This is a genomic window from Kitasatospora sp. NPDC038210 (genome assembly GCF_055600605.1).
In genome coordinates this window covers 186,559-203,525 of sequence record NZ_JBVJYK010000014.1, presented here as the reverse complement: position 1 = coordinate 203,525, position 16,967 = coordinate 186,559, and the positions used below count along the sequence as shown (strand labels likewise).

16 protein-coding genes and 1 pseudogene are annotated in these 16,967 nt (G+C 73.7%); 12 read left to right on the top strand and 5 right to left on the bottom strand.

Annotation, left to right across the window (positions count from 1 at the left end):
- The first annotated feature begins 33 nt into the window (after window positions 1-33).
- The 4 genes from ACZ7KX_RS27515 (at window position 34) to ACZ7KX_RS27500 (ending at window position 4,502) form a co-directional block, all read left to right on the top strand.
- The gene (locus ACZ7KX_RS27515) at window positions 34-1,038 is read left to right on the top strand and encodes a proline racemase family protein (RefSeq protein WP_470328798.1); all 1,005 of its coding nucleotides are present in this window, start codon (window positions 34-36) and stop codon (window positions 1,036-1,038) included.
- Window positions 1,039-1,168: 130 nt separating this feature from the next.
- On the top strand, window positions 1,169-2,533 hold the full coding sequence (locus ACZ7KX_RS27510) for an aldehyde dehydrogenase family protein (RefSeq protein ID WP_470328797.1): 1,365 nt from the start codon (window positions 1,169-1,171) through the stop codon (window positions 2,531-2,533).
- Window positions 2,533-3,561, top strand: coding sequence for a proline racemase family protein (locus ACZ7KX_RS27505; protein ID WP_470328796.1), 1,029 nt, complete (start codon window positions 2,533-2,535; stop codon window positions 3,559-3,561). The genes ACZ7KX_RS27510 and ACZ7KX_RS27505 overlap by 1 nt, the downstream gene beginning before the upstream one ends.
- A gap of 29 nt (window positions 3,562-3,590) precedes the next feature.
- Complete coding sequence (locus ACZ7KX_RS27500; RefSeq protein WP_470328795.1) at window positions 3,591-4,502, top strand: ornithine cyclodeaminase family protein; 912 nt, start codon at window positions 3,591-3,593, stop codon at window positions 4,500-4,502.
- Between the two features lie 4 nt (window positions 4,503-4,506).
- Here the strand turns inward: ACZ7KX_RS27500 and ACZ7KX_RS27495 are convergent, their stop codons facing one another.
- Both ACZ7KX_RS27495 and ACZ7KX_RS27490 read right to left on the bottom strand, forming a co-directional pair.
- Window positions 4,507-4,833, bottom strand: a complete 327-nt coding sequence (locus ACZ7KX_RS27495) for a hypothetical protein (RefSeq protein ID WP_470328794.1) — start codon at window positions 4,831-4,833, stop codon at window positions 4,507-4,509.
- A 101-nt stretch (window positions 4,834-4,934) separates the two neighbouring features.
- Window positions 4,935-5,558, bottom strand: coding sequence for a TetR/AcrR family transcriptional regulator (locus ACZ7KX_RS27490; protein ID WP_470328793.1), 624 nt, complete (start codon window positions 5,556-5,558; stop codon window positions 4,935-4,937).
- A 108-nt stretch (window positions 5,559-5,666) separates the two neighbouring features.
- Between ACZ7KX_RS27490 and ACZ7KX_RS27485 the strand changes: the two genes are divergently transcribed.
- From ACZ7KX_RS27485 to ACZ7KX_RS27475, 3 genes are all read left to right on the top strand, one after another.
- Entirely contained in the window at window positions 5,667-6,563 is an 897-nt protein-coding gene (locus ACZ7KX_RS27485; protein WP_470328792.1) for an NAD(P)-dependent oxidoreductase, read from the top strand.
- Window positions 6,564-6,731: 168 nt separating this feature from the next.
- Complete coding sequence (locus ACZ7KX_RS27480) at window positions 6,732-7,442, top strand: GntR family transcriptional regulator (RefSeq protein ID WP_396548312.1); 711 nt, start codon at window positions 6,732-6,734, stop codon at window positions 7,440-7,442.
- 100 nt (window positions 7,443-7,542) lie between these two features.
- On the top strand, window positions 7,543-8,139 hold the full coding sequence (locus tag ACZ7KX_RS27475) for a Uma2 family endonuclease (RefSeq protein WP_470328791.1): 597 nt from the start codon (window positions 7,543-7,545) through the stop codon (window positions 8,137-8,139).
- A 93-nt stretch (window positions 8,140-8,232) separates the two neighbouring features.
- On the opposite strand, the gene ACZ7KX_RS27470 is transcribed toward ACZ7KX_RS27475, so the two are convergent.
- Together ACZ7KX_RS27470 and ACZ7KX_RS27465 are read right to left on the bottom strand one after the other, a co-directional pair.
- Entirely contained in the window at window positions 8,233-8,916 is a 684-nt protein-coding gene (locus tag ACZ7KX_RS27470; RefSeq protein WP_470328790.1) for an ABC transporter ATP-binding protein, read from the bottom strand.
- Complete coding sequence (locus tag ACZ7KX_RS27465) at window positions 8,913-9,989, bottom strand: ABC transporter permease (RefSeq protein WP_470328789.1); 1,077 nt, start codon at window positions 9,987-9,989, stop codon at window positions 8,913-8,915. The genes ACZ7KX_RS27470 and ACZ7KX_RS27465 overlap by 4 nt, the downstream gene beginning before the upstream one ends.
- 165 nt (window positions 9,990-10,154) lie before the next feature.
- Here ACZ7KX_RS27465 and ACZ7KX_RS27460 point away from each other — a divergent pair, with 165 nt between their 5' ends.
- From ACZ7KX_RS27460 to ACZ7KX_RS27445, 4 genes and pseudogenes are all read left to right on the top strand, one after another.
- Window positions 10,155-11,384, top strand: coding sequence for a sensor histidine kinase (locus ACZ7KX_RS27460; protein ID WP_470328788.1), 1,230 nt, complete (start codon window positions 10,155-10,157; stop codon window positions 11,382-11,384).
- Window positions 11,381-12,007 (top strand): response regulator transcription factor, encoded by a 627-nt coding sequence (locus ACZ7KX_RS27455; protein ID WP_470328787.1) that lies wholly within the window; start codon window positions 11,381-11,383, stop codon window positions 12,005-12,007. Before ACZ7KX_RS27460 ends, ACZ7KX_RS27455 begins: the two co-directional genes overlap by 4 nt.
- A gap of 172 nt (window positions 12,008-12,179) precedes the next feature.
- On the top strand, window positions 12,180-13,205 hold the full coding sequence (locus ACZ7KX_RS27450) for a nitronate monooxygenase (protein WP_470328786.1): 1,026 nt from the start codon (window positions 12,180-12,182) through the stop codon (window positions 13,203-13,205).
- A gap of 103 nt (window positions 13,206-13,308) precedes the next feature.
- Window positions 13,309-13,554, top strand: a pseudogene (locus tag ACZ7KX_RS27445) (helix-turn-helix domain-containing protein); the annotation flags it as partial.
- Between the two features lie 30 nt (window positions 13,555-13,584).
- Here ACZ7KX_RS27445 and ACZ7KX_RS27440 read toward each other — a convergent pair.
- Window positions 13,585-15,039 (bottom strand): aminopeptidase P family protein, encoded by a 1,455-nt coding sequence (locus tag ACZ7KX_RS27440; protein WP_470328785.1) that lies wholly within the window; start codon window positions 15,037-15,039, stop codon window positions 13,585-13,587.
- Between the two features lie 176 nt (window positions 15,040-15,215).
- Here ACZ7KX_RS27440 and ACZ7KX_RS27435 point away from each other — a divergent pair, with 176 nt between their 5' ends.
- Window positions 15,216-16,967: an ABC transporter substrate-binding protein gene (locus ACZ7KX_RS27435; RefSeq protein WP_470328784.1), complete on the top strand. Its 1,752-nt coding sequence runs from the start codon at window positions 15,216-15,218 to the stop codon at window positions 16,965-16,967.

Genomic DNA, 16,967 nt, shown 5'->3' with positions numbered 1-16,967 from the left:
CAAACACCAGAACCTGTACGGGAGTTGTGACCCATGCGCAGCCGTCACGTGTTCCACGCCGTCGACTCGCACACCGAGGGCATGCCGACCCGGGTGATCACCGGCGGCTTCGGCGTCATCCCCGGCGCCACCATGGCCGAGCGCCGGGTGCACTTCCAGCAGCACCTGGACCACTTCCGCACCCTGCTGATGTACGAGCCGCGCGGCCACGCGGCGATGAGCGGCGCCATCCTGCAGCCGCCCACCCGGCCGGACGCCGACTTCGGCGTGCTCTACATCGAGGTCTCCGGACTGCTGCCGATGTGCGGGCACGGCACCATCGGGGTCGCCACCGTGCTGGTGGAGACCGGGATGGTGCCGGTGGTCGAGCCGGTCACCACCGTACGGCTGGACACCCCGGCCGGGCTGGTGGTCGCCGAGGTGCACGTCGAGGACGGCGCCGCCAAGGCGGTGACCATCCGCAACGTGCCCTCCTACTCCGTCGCCCTGGACAGCAAGATCGAGGTGCCCGGCTACGGCACGGTCACCTACGACCTCGCCTACGGCGGCAACTTCTACGCCATCCTGCCGCTCGCCGAGTTCGGGCTGCCCTTCGAGCGCGAGCGCAAGCAGGAGATCCTGGACGCGGGCCTCGCGATGATGGACGCGATCAACGCGAGCCCCGACCGGCCGGTCCACCCCGAGGACCCGTCCATCCACAGCTGCCACCACGTCCAGCTGCTCGCCCCCGGCTCCACCGCCGAGCACTCCCGGCACGCGATGGCCATCCACCCCGGCTGGTTCGACCGCTCGCCCTGCGGGACGGGCACCTCGGCGCGGATGGCCCAGCTGCACGCGCGCGGGGAACTGCCGCTCGGGCAGGACTTCCGCAACGACTCCTTCATCGGCACGACCTTCACCGGGCGGCTGGTCGAGGGGACCGAGGTGGCCGGGCGGCCCGCCGTGGTGCCCACCGTCACCGGGCGCGCCTGGGTCACCGGCACCGCCCAGTACTTCCTCGACCCCAGTGACCCGTTCCCGGCGGGCTTCCTGCTCTGAACCGGCGGGCCTCCTGTTCCGGCCGGGGCTCCTGCTGCGGCCGGGCGGGCCCGTTGTTCCGGTCGGGCGGGCTCCCGGCTCCGACCCCGGCGGTCTCCTGCTCCGCACCTCCCCTGAAGGGCTGCAAGTCGTGACCATCACCTCGTACAACCCCGCCGACCCGGACGACCTCGTGGTCGCCGTCGAGGAACCCGGCGCCGAGGCCGTCCGGGCCGCCGTCGGGCGGGCGCGCACCGCGCAGGCCGGCTGGCTCGCGGCCGGCGCGGGCGCCCGGTCGGCGGCGCTCGGCCGGATCGCCGACGCGGTCGAGGCGCACGCGGAGGAGCTGACCGCGCTGATCGTGCGCGAGGTCGGCAAGCCGCTCGCCGAGGCGCGCGGCGAGGTCGCCCGGACCGCGGCGATCTGGCGCTACTACGCGCAGGCGCCGTACGCGGCCTCCGGGGCGGTGCACGAGACCGCCGCCGGGCCCGGACTGCTGCTCACCCGGCGCCGCCCGTACGGGGTGGCCGGGCTGATCGCGCCGTGGAACTTCCCGCTGGCGATCCCGACGTGGAAGGCCGCGCCGGCCCTGGCGGTGGGCAACACGGCGGTCCTCAAGCCCGCGCCCGAGGCGACGGCGTGCGCGCTGCGGCTGGCGGAGCTGGCCCTCGGGGCCGGCCTGCCCGAGGACGTGCTCACCGTGCTGCCCGGTGGCGCGCAGGAGGGCGCGGCGCTGGTCGAGGCGGCGGACGTGGTCTCCTTCACCGGCTCGACCGGCGTCGGCCGGGCCGTGGTGCGCGCCGCGACCGAGCGCGGGGTGCCGGTGCAGGCCGAACTCGGCGGGCTGAACGCCGCGTTGGTGCTGCCGGATGCCGACATCGCGCAGGCCGCCGGTCACATCGCGGCCGCCGTCGCCGGGTACGCCGGCCAGAAGTGCACCGCCACCAGCCGGGTGATCGCGGTCGGCGCCGCGTACGAGCCGCTGCGCGAGGCGCTGGTCAAGGCGCTGGCGGCGATGGACGACTCGGTGTGCGGGCCGGTGGTCAACTCCGCCGCCCGGGAGCGGCTGACCCTCGCCGTCGGCTCGGCCGTGGCGGCCGGCGCCGAGGTGCTCACCGGCGGCGGGGTTCCCGAACGGGCCGGCTGGTACGTCGAGCCGACCCTGCTCGCCGGCGTACCGGCCGAACACCCGCTGGCCCGCGAGGAGTTCTTCGGCCCGGTCGCCGTGCTGCACGCGGCCGCCGACCTGGACGAGGCGATCGCGCTCGCCAACGACACCCCGCACAGCCTCTCCACCTCGGTGCACACCCGCAGCCTGGACGTGGCGCTGGCCGCCGCCGACCGGCTGGACGCGGGCATGATCCGGGTCAACGCGCCGTCCAGCGGCGTCGACTTCCACCTGCCCTTCGGCGGGGCCAAGGGCGCGAGCCACGGCGAGCGCGAACAGGGCCAGGCCGCACTGGACTTCTACACCGTCAGCCGGACCGTCAGCGTGCTGCCGGGCGGAGGCGCCTGATGTACGTCCGCACCGTCGACTACCACACCGCCGGCGAGCCGTTCCGGATCGTGCTGGACGGCGCACCGGCGATCCCCGGCGAGACCGTCGCCGAACGGCGGGCCATCGCGCTCGGCGCGGGCGGCAGCGCCACCGCGCCCCGGCCCAGCGCGCTGGACGACGTCCGGCAGCTGCTCACCCGGGAGCCGCGCGGCCACGCCGGGATGTACGGCGGGTTCCTGGTGCCGCCGGACGACGACGGGGCGCACCTCGGCGTGCTGTTCTGGCACAAGGACGGCTACTCGACGGCCTGCGGGCACGGCACCATCGCGCTCGGCGCCTGGGCGGTGGACTCCGGACTGGTCGCGTCCCCCGAGGACGGCGTGGTGCCGGTGCGGATCGACGTGCCCTCGGGCCGGGTCACCGCGCTGGTCCACCGGGCCGGCGGGCGCACCACCGGGGTCACCTTCCGCAACGTGCCCACCCGGGTGAGCGCGCTGAAGCTGCCGGTGCGGACCTCGCGCGGTACGGTCGAGGTCGCCGTCGCGCACTCCGGCGCCTGCTACGCCTCCGTGCCGGCCGCCGCGCTGGGGTTGGCCGTGGAGCCGGCGCAGCTGGCCGAACTCACCGCCGCGGGGCGGGAGATCAGGGCGGCCCTGGCGGACTCCGAGGCGGTGTCGCACCCGACCGACCCCCGGCTGTCCGGGGTGTACGGCGTGATCCTCCATGACGAACTCCTCTCGGAAGACGGGGTGTTGAACCAGCGGAACGTCACCGTCTTCGCGGACGGGCAGATCGACCGCTCGCCCTGCGGCTCCGGAACCTCCGCCCGGCTCGCGGTGCTCGCCGCCGAGGGCCGGCTGGCCCCGGGCGAGCCGCTGCGGCACGAGTCGGTCATCGGCACGGTGTTCACCGGCCGGGTGCTCCCGGGCGGCGACCCCCTGGGCGAGGGCGTCGTCACCGAGGTCGGCGGGACGGCCTGCCGCACCGGCGAGCACGGCTTCGTGCTGGCGCCGGACGACGAACTGGGGACGGGGTTCCTCCTGTGAAGCCGACTGCCCGGCCCGGTACGGCGATTGTGCCGCTCCAGTACGCCGTGAAGGGCACCGGTGGCGTCGGGCCCGCCGGGGCAGTGGGGGCGATCGAGCGGGTGCTGCTGGACGGGTTCGACCCGGAAGCGGCACCCGCCCGGTCGGCCGTGCCGGTACCGGCCGGCGAGCTGCTGATGATGCCGGCCGCCGCCGGGCCGTACGCGGGCGTGAAGATCGCCGGGGTGGCGCCGGACAACCCGCGGCACGGGCTGCCCCGGATCACCGGAAGCTACCTGCTGCTGGACGGGCCCACCCTGCAGGCGATCGCCCTGCTGGACGGTGCCGCGCTCACCGCGCTGCGCACGCCGGCCGTCACCGCCGCCGCACTGCGCCGGCTGGCGGTGCCGGAGGCCGCGCACCTGGTGCTGTTCGGCTCCGGGCCGCAGGCGTACGGGCACCTCGACGCGCTGCTGGCCGTCCGGCCGCTGACCCGGCTCACGGTGGTCGCGCGCGACGCCGGGCGGGCCGGGGCGCTGGTGGCGTACGGGCAGCGGCTCGGGCTGGCGGCCGCCGTCGGCGGGCCGGAGGCGGTCGCGGAGGCGGACCTGGTGGTCTGCTGCACCACCGCGCGCACACCGCTGTTCGACGGAGTGCTGGTGCCCGCGCACGCGGCGGTGGCGGCGGTCGGCTCGCACGAGCCGGACGCGCGGGAGGTGGACGCGGCGCTGGTCGAGCGGGCCGAACTCTACGTGGAGGCGCGCTCGGTCGCGGCCCGGGAGGCCGGGGACCTGCTGATGGCGGGCGTGGCCGGGCGGCAGCTGTGGAACCTGGCCGAGCTGGTGCGCGGCGACGCGCCGGTGCCGACCGGGCGGCCGCGGTTCTTCAAGAGCGTCGGGATGGCCTGGGAGGACCTGGCGGTCGCGGCCGAGGTGCACAGGGCGGGTGCCGCGTTGTCGTAGCGGCTCAGTCGCCGATGAAGCAGATCCAACTGCCCGGTATCGCGGCGCAGTTGGCGAACAGGTTGCGCAGGTCGCGGACGGCCGCCCGCTGCGCCTCGGTGGTGCAGCGGGCGAGCAGCGCGGTGGCTTCCTCGAAGGCGGCCGCCGCGTCCTGCTCGTTGAGGTGGGTGTCGCGGTACGGGTCGATCCGGCCGAGCCGGTGGTCGGCCGGGCCGGTGTGCGCGGCCGGGGCTTCGGCGAGCGCGCCGCCGTGGTCGACCGACAGGTGCAGCAGGCCGGTGGTCCGGCCGCTGTTCGGGCGGGCGTCGTACAGGGCGATCTCGATGCCCAAGTCCGTTGCTCCTGGCGGTGGTCGGGAGTCGTGGGGCCGGAGCCGGCCCGGTGGGAAGGGATCTCCCGCCGGGCCGGCTCCTTTTGCGTGCCGCGGTGCGGTCAGCAGTAGGTCGCGAGCAGCCGGGCCAGGTGCTTGCCGCTGACCAGCAGGGGCTCCTCGCTGCGGGCGATCTGGGCGGCGAGCTCGGCGCCCTCCAGGGTGCTGATGACCGTGCCGGCGAGTTCGCCGGCGTCCTGCCCGTCGATGCCCGCCGCGACCAGGTGTTCCACCACGACGGCCCGCCAGTTGGCGAAGGCCTCGGCCACGGCCTGCTCGATCCCCGGCGCGCGGCCGACCGTTTCCAGGGCGGTGCTGCTGATCGGGCAGCCGTCCTGCCAGTCGGAGGCGCGCAGCTCCCGCGCGAGCATCGTGGTGCAGGCGACGATCGCCTCGCCGAGGTCCGCCGAGGAGCCGAGCCCGGCGCGCAGCAGGACGGCGAACTCCTCGTCCCCGTGCCGGATCGCCTCGGCGGCCAACTCCTGCTTCCCGCCGGGGAAGAAGTGGTAGACGGAGCCGAGGGTGGCCCCGGCCTCGCGGGAGATCTGCTTGATCCCGGTGCCCTCGTACCCCTGGCGCTGCAGCAGCCGGGAGGTGGCCCGGACGATCCGCTCGCGGGTGCCGACGGGGGCGGCGGTGGTCTTCGCGGGGGTCTCGGGCGCATCGGGCGCATCGGGCGTCTTCACGGCGTGATCCTAGCCGATGAAATGAATAGAGCGTTCGTTCCAGGGCTGTGTTAGCGTCGGCTCCGGCGTTCTGGATAGAGCGTTCGTTCTAGCGGAGGGGGTAGGCGCATGTCCGTCGAGCGGCAGCAGAAGTCGAACCGGTCGGAGCGGTCGGTGACGGTGATCGGGCTCGGCCCGATGGGGCGGGCCATGGCCGGGGCGTACCTGGACGCCGGGTACGCCGTCACGGTGTGGAACCGTACGGCCGGGCGGGACGGTGAACTCGTGGCCCGGGGGGCGGAGTCGGCGCCGAGCGCGGAGGCGGCGGTGGCGGCGAACGAACTGGTCGTGCTCAGCCTCACCGACTACGGCGCGGTGTTCGCGGTCCTGGACGCCGTGGCACCGGTCCTCAAGGGCAGGGCCGTCGTGAACCTCAGCTCGGACACCCCCGAGCGGGCCCGCGAGGCCGCCCGCCGGCTCGCCGGGCTCGGCGCCGGGCACCTGACCGGCGGTGTGCAGGTGCCGCCCTCGGGCATCGGCAGCCCCGGGTCGTCCACCTTCTACAGCGGGCCGGTCGAGCTGTTCCAGCGGCACCGGGTCGCCCTGGAGGTGCTCACCGGCGCCGACTACCGGGGCGACGACCCCGGACTGGCGCAGCTGTACTACCAGATCCAGATGGACCTGTTCTGGACCTCCCTGGTCGGCTACCTGCACGCCACGGCGATCGCCGAGGCCAACGGGATCACGGCCGAGCAGTTCCTGCCGCACCTGAGCTCGACGGCCGCCTCGCTGCCCGGCTTCCAGGCGTTCTACGCGCCGCGGATCGCCGCCGGCGACCACCGCGGGGACGTCGACCGGGTGACGATGGCGCTCGCGAGCATCGAGCACGTCCGGCACACCGCGGAGGCCTCCGGGGTGGACGGCGCGCTGCCCGCCCTCCTGGCGGAGGCGTTCCGGCGGGGTGCGGAGTCCGGGAACGGCGCGGCGAGCCTGACCACGCTGGTCGGGCAGTTCCGTCGGGCGTAGCCCCGGCCGCAGTGGCAGATCGTGTGCCGTCGGCCGTTGTCACGGCCGACGGCCGCTGCCACCATGAGCCTCGACGGGCTTGACGGACCGTTCGAACCACGGACAGTTGCGCACGCAACGTAACGTGACATTGTACGCTGGTGTTCTGCACCCATCCGGAGGAACACCATGGCCGACCTCAAATCCCGCACCCTGATCTCCGTCCAGGAGCGGCTTCGCGACCAGGTCGCCCACGCACTCCGGGCGGCCCTGATCTCCGGCGAACTGCGCCCCGGCGTCGTCTACTCGGCGCCCGCCCTCGCCGCCGACTTCGGCGTCTCCGCGACCCCGGTCCGCGAGGCCATGCTCGACCTCGCCCGCGAAGGCCTGGTCGAGGCCGTCCGCAACAAGGGCTTCCGGGTCACCGAACTCACCGAGCGCGACCTGGACGACTACACCGAGATCCGCGCCCTGATCGAGGTCCCGACGGTCGGCCGGGTGACGCGCTCCGCCACCAAGGACCAGCTGGAGCAGCTGCGCCCGCAGGCCGAGGCGATCGTCGCGGCGGCGCGCAAGCACGACCTGATCGGCTACCTGGAGGCCGACCGGCAGTTCCACCTCGACCTGCTCGGCCTGGCCGGCAACGCACGGCTGGTCGACGTCGTCGGCGACCTGCGCAAGCGCTCGCGCCTGTACGGCCTCAACCGCCTCGACGAGCGCGGCGAGCTGGTGTCCTCGGCGGAGGAGCACCTGGAGCTGCTGGACCTGATGATCTCCGGCGACGCGGAGGCGGCCGAGGCCTGCATGACGCGGCACCTCAGCCACGTCCGCTCGCTGTGGGCGGGCCAGGACGAGGCGGCCGAGCCGGAGCGCCCCGCGCTGCGCCTGCGCGCTCGGTAGGCAGTCAAACCACTCGTCCGGGTGAAGGCTGACGATCGGGCGTGGGAGGGCGCCGGGTTCTACGATGATGTTTTCGACATCGGCAGTCAGGAGGAATTCCATGTCCGCCGCAGCTGTGGAAGAGCCCATGGAGCAGCCGACGCTGCTGCAGGCCGCTGAGCTGATCTCTCAGCAGCTGGTGGGCCACAGGGTCGAGATCATCGGAGGCCAGATCACCGTGACACCGCCTCCCGACGGGCCGCACGCGGAAACGCTCACCGACCTCATGATCCCGCTGTGGGCTGCCGGACTTCACGGTGAGGCGTCCCGAGTGATTCAGGGAATGGGAATGTGGCTCCCCGGGGGCCCGTCCGATTATGCGATTCCTGATCTGTCTCTTGTCGATGCCGATTACCAGGACCACCTGATCGAGCACAACTGTTATGACCCGGTGATCTTTCGGCTGGTTGCTGAGGTCACGTCGTCCAATCACCTGTCCGACGTCAAGGTCAAGCCCGGGATCTATGCCGAAGCGGGAGTGCCCGTTTACGTCATCATCGACCGCAAGAACCAGAAGGTCATGGTCCTGACTGATCCACGGGACGGCGAATACCGGGTGCACGCCGTCCATCACCCCGGGCAGTCGTTCACGCTGCCGGAATCGATTGGCGCTGCTGTGACGCTCTCGGTGGACGATGTGCTCGTCGTCAAGAAGTAGCGGTAGCAGCCGGGAGCGGGTCGTTCACCGTCCCGGGCAGCGGGTGACGCTGCCCGGGACGACCGTGGACCTGGACGTGGCCGACCCGTTGTCCTAGCCGACGGCGGCCGGCAGGGTCAGCTTTCCGTCGTGGACCTCGGCGATCTGGTCGACGGCCGTCAGGTGGGTCCGGTCGTGGGTGACCAGGACGGTGGCCGTCGCCCGGCGGTGGGTGAGCTCGGTGATCAGGTCCAGGACGGCGGCGCCCCGTTCGTGGTCGAGGGCGCTGGTGGGCTCGTCCACCAGCAGCACCGTGGGGTCGTTCATCAGGGCGCGGGCGATGTTGACGCGCTGGCGCTGGCCGCCGGAGAGCTGGTGCGGGCGGCGCCCCGCCTGGTCGCGCAGGCCCACGGCGTCCAGCAGTTCCAGGGCGCGGGGGAGGGCTTCCCGGGGGGCGCGGCCGTCGAGGTGGGCCATCACCTGGAGCTGTTCGACGGCGGTGAGCGAGGGCAGCAGGTTGGCCTGCTGGAACACGATGCCGATCTTCGTACGACGCAGTGCGGTGAGGTCCGCCCGGCTGAGGCCCGCGGTGTCGGTGCCGTCGATGACGACCCGCCCCGAGTCCGGGGTGATCAGGGTGGCGGCCACCGCCAGCAGACTGGACTTGCCGGAGCCGGACGGGCCGACGACGGCGGTGATCGAGCCCTCGGGGACGGTCAGCGAGACGTCGTCCAGGGCGGTGAGGCGGCCGTCGCCGTCCGGGTAGGTGAGGGTGATGCGGTCGAGGGCCAGGGTCATCGGGCGCTCCCCAGGGCGGTCAGCGGGTCGACGGAGGTGATCCGGCGGATGGACAGGGCCGCGCCGATCGCACCGAGGGCGATCATGACGGCGGCGGGCAGCAGGACGGTCGGGGCGTCCAGGACGAAGGGGACGGCGGAGCCGATCAGCGCGCCGAAACCCGCCGCGACCGCGGTGCCCAGCAGGGTGCCGAGCACCAGCAGCAGGACGGCCTGGCCGAGCGCGTCGCGCAGCAGGTAGCGGGTGGAGGCGCCGAGGGCCTTGAGGACGGCGACGTCGCCGCTGCGCTGGATCGTCCAGACGGTGAAGAACGCGCCGATCACCAGCGCCGAGATGGCGAACAGGAAGCCGCGCATCAGCTGCAGGGAGCCGTTCTCCGAGGTGTAGGCGCCGATCGCGGCGAGGGCGTCGTCGCGGGTACGGGTTTCGGTGCCGTGGCGGGCGTCGGCGGCGGCGAGGTCGGCGCCCTTCGCGGTGGTGAGCGCGATGACGGTGGCGTGGCCGGTGCCGCCGGGGGCGAACTGCTGCCAGTCGGTGAGGCCGGTCCAGATGACCGGGGTGTGGCTGTACGCGGCGTCGCCCTCGACCGCGACGACCCGCAGCGGGTGCCCGGCCATCGTGAAGTCGGCGCCGGGGGTCAGGCCGCCCAGGTTCTCGGCGGCGGTCTTCGACAGCACCGCCTGGCCGGGGGCGATCCGCGAGCCCTGCGGGGCGAGCCCGGAGCCGTCCGGGACGCCGAAGGCGGAGAGCGCGGCGGTGCGCTGCCCGGCGGCGGCCTTGGTGGTGGTGATGCCGAGCGGCTGGGCGGAGGTGACGCCGGGCTCGCGGGCCCAGGCCTGCCACTGCTCGGGGGTGACCTGGGAGTCCGTGAAGGACAGCTCCTGCCCGTCGGCCGGCTTGGAGAACACCAGGTGGTCGGCGGGCAGGCCGGTGATCGCGGAGATGTTCTGGCGGCCGAGGCCGGCGGTCAGACCGGACAACAGGCCGACCAGGACGGTGATCAGGACGATGACGGTTCCCATCAGGGCGAACCGCCCCTTGGCGAACCTCAGGTCCCTCCAGGCGACGAACACGGTGAGCCTTCCTCTGCACGGGTGTTTTGCGACGCTTCCACCGTCGTGGACCAGGGGGCCCGGAGGCATCGAGCCGGGGAATGCATCCTGGGCATCAAAGGGCAGAAGCGGAGCTCAACCTTTTGATTGATGCCGGGCCCGGCGGGTGGAACTTAGGCTGGAGGGATGGCGACCGAACGAACCAGAACCACCCCCGTCGCCCGCGTCCTCCAGGTCTGTCTGCACCTGCTCGTGGCGGGCCTCCTCGCACTCGCCGTCGCCCGGGCCGTCTTCGCCGACCGCGGCGGCGACCCGGCGGCGGTCGCCGCCGCGGCCACCGCGATGGCCGCCGTCTACGCCGTCGGGCCGCAGCTGGCCGCCGTCCGCCGCTCGCGCCGGGCCGCCGCGCTCTGGCTGGTCCTGCTCGGCGTCACCTGGGCGGGCGTCCTGGTCGCCACCCAGGACGGCGTCTGGCTGGCCTTCCCGCTGTACTTCCTGGAACTGCACCTGCTCGGGCGGCGCGGCGGGTTGGTGGCAGTCGCCCTGACCGCCGCCGCGGCCATCGCCGCGTGGTCCTGGCACCAGCACAGCTTCAGCCTCGCCGCCTCGATCGGGCCCGCCCTCGGCGCGGCCGTCGCCACCGCCACCGTGCTCGGCTACCAGGCGCTCTACCGGGAGAGCGAGGAACGGCGCCGGCTGATCGACGAACTCACCGCCGCCCGCGCCGACCTCGCCGCCGCCCACCACGCCGCCGGAGTGACGGCCGAACGCGAGCGCCTCGCCCGGGAGATCCACGACACCCTCGCGCAGAGCCTCAGCTCCATCCAGCTGCTGCTGCGGGCGGCCCAGCGGGCCCTGCCCGAGCGCACCGAGGCCGCCGCCGGCTACGTCGAACAGGCGCGGCAGGCCGCCCAGGACAACCTCGACGAGGCCCGGCGCTTCGTCCGCGCGCTCACCCCGCCCGCGCTGGACGGCGATCCGCTGCCGGTCGCACTGGAGCGGCTGTGCGCGACGACGACGGCGCAGACCGGCCTGGCGGTGAAACTGCACGTCTCCGGCGACCCGGTCCGGCTGCCGGCCGCCCACGAGGTCGCGCTGCTGCGGATCGCGCAGTCGGCGCTCGGCAACACCGTCCGGCACGCGAAGGCCTCGTGCGCCGAGGTGACACTCAGCTACATGGAGGGCGAGGTGGCGTTGGACGTGTTCGACGACGGGGCCGGGTTCGAACCGGCGGCGGTCGCCGGCCGCACCGGCGGGGACGGCGGGTTCGGACTGCCCTCGATGCGGGCCCGGGCCCGGGCCCTCGGCGGCACCTTCACGGTGGAGTCCGCGCCGGGGGAGGGCACGGCGGTGGCCGTGCAGCTGCCCGCCGGGCCGGTCGGACCGGCCGTGCCGGGGCCGGAGGCGGCGTCGTGATCCGGCTGCTGATCGCGGACGACCACCCGGTGGTGCGCGCCGGACTGCGGGCCGTGCTGGAGAGCGAACCGGACTTCGCGATCGTGGCGGAGGCGGCGACCGCCGAACGGGCCGTCGAGCTGGCCGCGGAGGAGGGCGTCGACGTGGTGCTGATGGACCTGCAGTTCGGACCCGGCTCGGCCATGAACGGCGCACAGGCCACGGCGGCCATCACCGCCCGGGCGGGCGCGCCGCGGGTCCTGGTCGTCACCACGTACGACACCGACGCGGACACCCTGCCCGCCCTGGAGGCGGGCGCCACCGGGTACCTGCTGAAGGACGCGCCGCCGGAGCAACTGGCCCAGGCCGTACGGGCGGCCGCGGCCGGGCGCTCGGCGCTGGCGCCCAGCGTCGCGGACCGGCTGCTGGAACGCATGCGGACGCCGGCAGCGGCACTCAGCGCCCGGGAGACCGAGGTGCTCGGGCTGGTCGCCGACGGGCTCACCAACCAGCAGGTCAGCCAGCGGCTGCACCTGAGCCAGGCCACGGTGAAGTCGCACCTGGTGCACATCTACACCAAGTTGGGCGTCGACTCGCGCACGGCTGCGGTGCGGGAGGCGCGGGGGCGGGGACTGATCCGGTAGGGGCGCGGCAGGTGCTTCCGGGGGCAGGCTGCTTCCGCGGGCGGCCCGCTTCCGGGGTGCGGCGCAGGCCGGCCTCGGCGGGTCGGCGGATCCGTTGGCGGGGGCCGGAGTTGAACGGGCGGGCGTAGGGTGGGAGGTCGGTCCGTACCCGCAGCAGTGTGAGGAGCCCCTGATGGCCGTGCGTCTCGACGAGCTTGCCGTGCCGGTGATCGCCGCGCCGATGGCGGGCGGGGCCTCGACCCCCGAGCTGGTGGCCGCGGTGAACCGGGCCGGCGGACTGGGCTTCCTCGCGGCGGGGTACCGGAGCGCCGCGGCGATGGCCGAACAGATCGCGCTGGTACGGAAGTCGAGCGACCGGCCGTACGGGGTGAACCTCTTCGTCCCCGCGTCTCCGGGGGACCGGGCGGCCGTCGCCGCCTACCGGGAGCGGCTGCAGCCCGAGGCCGAGCGGTGGGGGGTGACGCTGCCGGAGGAGAGCGGACAGCCGGACCGGGACGACTGGGAGGCCAAGCTCGCCGTGCTGCTCGCGGACCCGGTGCCGGTGGTGTCGTACACCTTCGGCCTGCCGACGGCGGAGGAGGCCTCGGCGCTCCGGGCCGCCGGGACGCTGCAGGTCGGCACGGTCACCACACCGGAGGAGGCACGGGCGGCGGAGGCCGTCGGGATGGACGCGCTGTGCGTGCAGGGCCCGGAGGCGGGCGGGCACCGGGGCACCCACCGGGTCGCGGACGTGCCGGGGGAGGTGCCGCTGCTCCGCCTGCTGCCCGCGGTGCGGGAGGTGACGGGGCTGCCGCTGGTCGCCGCCGGCGGGCTCGGCGACGGCGCGGCGGTGGCGGCGGCGCTGCGGGCCGGGGCGGTCGCGGTGCAGCTGGGGACGGCCCTGCTGCGGTCCGACGAGTCGGGCGCCTCGGCCGCACACCGGGCGGCGCTCACCGAACTCCCGGAGACGACCGTCACCCGCGCCTTCACCGGCCGCCCGGCCCGGGGCCTGCGCAACGCCTTCATCGACCGCCACGGCCCGTACGCCCCGCCCGCCTACCCCGAGGTCCACCACCTCACCGCCCCGCTGCGCGCCGCCGCCACCCGCCGCGAGGACGCGGAAGCCATGCACCTCTGGGCCGGCACGGCCCACCACCTGGCCCGCTCCGGCCCGGCGGAGGCGATCGTCACCGACCTCTGGCGCTCCGCACAGGGGTAGTGCGCCCGGCGCACGCCGGACAGGGAGTGTCGTCCCTCGCAGGAGTGGATCGAGCCGGAAAGCACGCGGTGAGCACAAGAGAAGACTCGAAGCGGAGGCCGATCGGGTGCGGATCCGGCAGGAGACGCTGGCGCGGATTCGCGGCCACGAGCCGGCTGAGCTGCGGAAGGCGGCTGGACTGCCCCAGAAGCAGGTAGCAGGACTGACGGGGGTGAGCCGGGCGCGGGTGTCGCAGATCGAACACGGCCAGGTGGACAGCCTGGACAACCTGCGCGCGTCCGCCGCCGCGATCGGCGGTGAGGTCGAGGTGGCGGTTCGGCAGGGCGAGCGGACGATCAGGGCGGCCTGATCGTCCGCTCCGGCCCCGGGGCGGGCGGGTTCAGGCCAGCAGGGTGGCCATCCAGGCCTCGATGTCCCTGACCGTCCTCGGGAGGGCGCCCGACATCAGGTGGGCGCCGTCCTCCGTGATCACGAGGTCGTCCTCGATGCGGATGCCGAGGCCGCGGAGCTCGACGGGCAGGGTCTCGTCGTCGGGTTGGAGGTAGAGGCCGGGTTCGACGGTGAGGACCATGCCCGCCTCCAGGACGCCGTCGAGGTAGCGGTCGGCGCGGGACGCGGCGCAGTCGTGGTAGTCGAGGCCGAGCATGTGGCCGCTGCCGCAGAGGGTGTAGCGGCGGTACAGGCCGTTGTCCTCGGCGAGGGCCTGGTCGGCGGGGACGCGCAGGACGCCCCAGTCGGCGAGGCCCTCGGCGATGACCCGCATCGCGGCGCGGTGGAAGTCGCGGAAGCGGGCGCCGGGGTGCAGGGCGGCGATGCCGGCGCTCTGGGCGGCGAGGACGAGCTCGTAGGCCTGGCGCTGGACGGGGGTGAAGGTGCCGCCGAGCGGGAGGGTGCGGGTGATGTCGGCGGCGTAGAGGGTGTCGGTCTCGACGCCGGCGTCCAGCAGGAGCAGGGAGTTCGGGTCGAGGGCGCCGTCGTTGCGGATCCAGTGCAGGACGCAGGCGTGGGCGCCGGAGGCGGCGATGGTGGTGTAGGCGGTGCCGTTGCCCTCGGCGCGGGCGCGCAGGTCGAAGACGCCTTCGATCCAGCGTTCGCCGCGGTGGTGGCGCAGCGCGGTGGGCAGGGCGCGGACGACGTCCTCGAAGCCGGTGACGGTGTGGTCGACGGCGAGCTGTAGCTGGCCGACCTCCCACTCGTCCTTGACCAGGCGCAACTCGGAGAGCACGGCGGCCAGTTCGCCGTCGGGGTAGGCGAAGGGGCCGGGACGCCCGGTGGCCTCGTCGACCAGGGCGTCGGTGCCGGCCAGGACCCGGGTGGGCGGCTGGGGGCCGGTGAGCAGGGTGCCCAGGTCGTCGAGGTGTCGGGTGCGCACCCCGGTGAGCCGGGCGGCTTCGCCGAGGTCGGGCCGGGGGCCGACCCAGAACTCGCCGTAGCGGCGGTCGCGGTAGAACTCGCCGCCGTCGCGGGGGGAGCGGGGGCGCAGGTAGAGGACCGGCTCGTGGCCCTCGGGGCCGGCCGGTTCGAGGACGAGGACGTGGTCGGCCTGGTCCTCTCCGGTGAGTCCGGTGAGCCAGACGTAGGCGCTGTGCGGGCGGAAGCGGTGGTCGAGGTCGTTGCAGCGGACCTTGAGCCGGCCGGCCGGGACGATCAGCCGTTCGCCGGGGAAGGCGGCGGAGAGGCGGGCTCGGCGGCCGGGGAAGCGGTCGTGTCCGGGGACGCGGCGGTCGGCGGGGAGCGGGGTGGCGGCCCATCGGGTGCCCATGAAGGCGGCGAGGGCGGGGGTGACCGGGAGGTCGTGGCTCCCGGTGGTGAGGCTGGTCTGGCGGAGGGTCACCGGTGAACTCCTAGTCGGGGCTGGGGAGATGCGTGGCGCGGGCACGGGCGGGGTGCGAGCACGGACACAGCTCGGTAACGGGCGGCGTCACCTCTTGTGCAGTGCAATTTCACATTACTATGTTACGGGTCACACAGCGGAGCGGCCGGATCAGGCCCCCCACAGCGGAGTTGCACATGACCAGGCGCACCCACGCCGCCCTCGCGGCGGCCCTCGCGGCGACCATCACCCTCGGCCTCGGGGCCTGCACGAACGACAAGAGCGACAGCGGCGGTGACGCGGCCCCGTCGAGCACCAAGGGCCCGGGCGCGGAGAGCGGCTCGATCATCGGCGGGACGCCGGCCAAGGGCGGCACCCTCACCGTCCTGACCAACCAGGACTTCGCCCACCTCGACCCGGCCCGCAACTGGACCGTCCCGCACATGGACTTCGGGACCAGGCTGCTCTACCGCACCCTGACCACCTTCAAGTCCGAACCGGGTGCCGCCGGCAGCGAGATCGTCCCGGACCTCGCCACCGACCTGGGCAAGTCCTCCGAGGGCGGCAAGGTGTGGACCTTCACCCTCAAGGAGGGCCTCAAGTACGAGGACGGCAGCCCGATCAAGTCCGCCGACATCAAGTACAACGTCGAGCGGTCCTTCTCCCCGGACCTCACCGGCGGCCCCGACTACGCGATCCAGTACCTGGCGGGCGGCGAGAACTACAAGGGCCCGCTGACGGGCGAGCACCTGGCGAGCATCGAGACGCCGGACGACAGGACCATCGTCTTCCACCTGAAGCGCCCGGTCGCCGAGTTCTCGGACACCGTCACCCTGCCGACCTTCTCCCCGGTGCCGCAGTCCCAGGAGAAGGGCACCCAGTACGACTCCCGGCCGTTCTCCTCCGGCCCGTACAAGATCGAGAGCTACGACCGCGGCAAGCAGCTGGTGCTGGTCCGCAACACCAACTGGGACCAGGCCACCGACACCGTCCGCAAGGCCTACCCGGACAAGGTCGTGGTCACCCAGGGCATCAAGGGCGGCCAGGCCGACGACCGGATCATCGCCAGCGACGGCGCCGACGCCAACGCCATCAACATGCCCTGGATGCAGCACGAGACCGTCGCCAAGGTGATGCCCAAGGCGGACGTCAGGGCCCGCATGGCGGCCGAGCGCACCGGCTGCACCGACATGCTGTTCATGAACACCGCCAAGGCGCCCTTCGACGACCCGAAGGTGCGCGAGGCGATGATGTGGGCGGTCGACCGCGAGGCGCAGGTGACGGCCTTCGGCGGCCCGGCGGTGACCGACGTGGCGACCTCCTACCTGCCGCCGTCGCTGACCGGCGGCGTCAAGGCCGACCCGCTGAAGATCCCGGCGGCCGGCGACCCGGAGAAGGCCAAGGCGTTGCTCAAGGAGGCGGGCAAGACCGACCTGAAGGTCACGCTCACCGTCTCGCTCGGCGACAAGACCCGCGCCGAGGCGATCCAGCAGTCGCTGGCCAAGGTCGGCGTGCAGGTCACCGTCAACACCACGGACCCGTCGGCCTTCACCGACACCGTCGGCGACATCAAGAACGCCCCCGATCTGATCATCCAGGGCTGGTGTCCGGACTACCCGTCCGCCGCCACCTTCTTCCCGTTCCTGTTCGACGGACGGACCATCAAGGAGAAGGGCAACCAGGGCAACTGGAGCCAGTTCCGCGACCAGGCCACGATGGACCGGATGGACCAGATCGCGGCCATGACGGACGTCAACGAGGCCAACAAGGCCTGGCAGCAGCTGGACGAGGACCTGATGAAGAAGGCCCCGGCCGTCCCGCTGATGTGGCAGCGCCGCCCCCTGCTGGTGGGCACCAACGTGGCCGGTGCGTTCGGCAACTCCGGCTACGCCGGCATGATCGACCTCGCCGTGGTCGGCCTCAAGGACCCCGCCAAGGGCAAGGGCTGA

Coding starts and splice junctions, on each gene's coding strand:
- ACZ7KX_RS27515 (WP_470328798.1), top strand. CDS start 34: ATGCGCAGCCGTCACGTGTTCCACGCCGTCGACTCGCACACCGAGGGC.
- ACZ7KX_RS27505 (WP_470328796.1), top strand. CDS start 2,533: ATGTACGTCCGCACCGTCGACTACCACACCGCCGGCGAGCCGTTCCGG.
- ACZ7KX_RS27485 (WP_470328792.1), top strand. CDS start 5,667: ATGTCCGTCGAGCGGCAGCAGAAGTCGAACCGGTCGGAGCGGTCGGTG.
- ACZ7KX_RS27480 (WP_396548312.1), top strand. CDS start 6,732: ATGGCCGACCTCAAATCCCGCACCCTGATCTCCGTCCAGGAGCGGCTT.
- ACZ7KX_RS27475 (WP_470328791.1), top strand. CDS start 7,543: ATGTCCGCCGCAGCTGTGGAAGAGCCCATGGAGCAGCCGACGCTGCTG.
- ACZ7KX_RS27470 (WP_470328790.1), bottom strand. CDS start 8,916: ATGACCCTGGCCCTCGACCGCATCACCCTCACCTACCCGGACGGCGAC.
- ACZ7KX_RS27460 (WP_470328788.1), top strand. CDS start 10,155: ATGGCGACCGAACGAACCAGAACCACCCCCGTCGCCCGCGTCCTCCAG.
- ACZ7KX_RS27450 (WP_470328786.1), top strand. CDS start 12,180: ATGGCCGTGCGTCTCGACGAGCTTGCCGTGCCGGTGATCGCCGCGCCG.
- ACZ7KX_RS27435 (WP_470328784.1), top strand. CDS start 15,216: ATGACCAGGCGCACCCACGCCGCCCTCGCGGCGGCCCTCGCGGCGACC.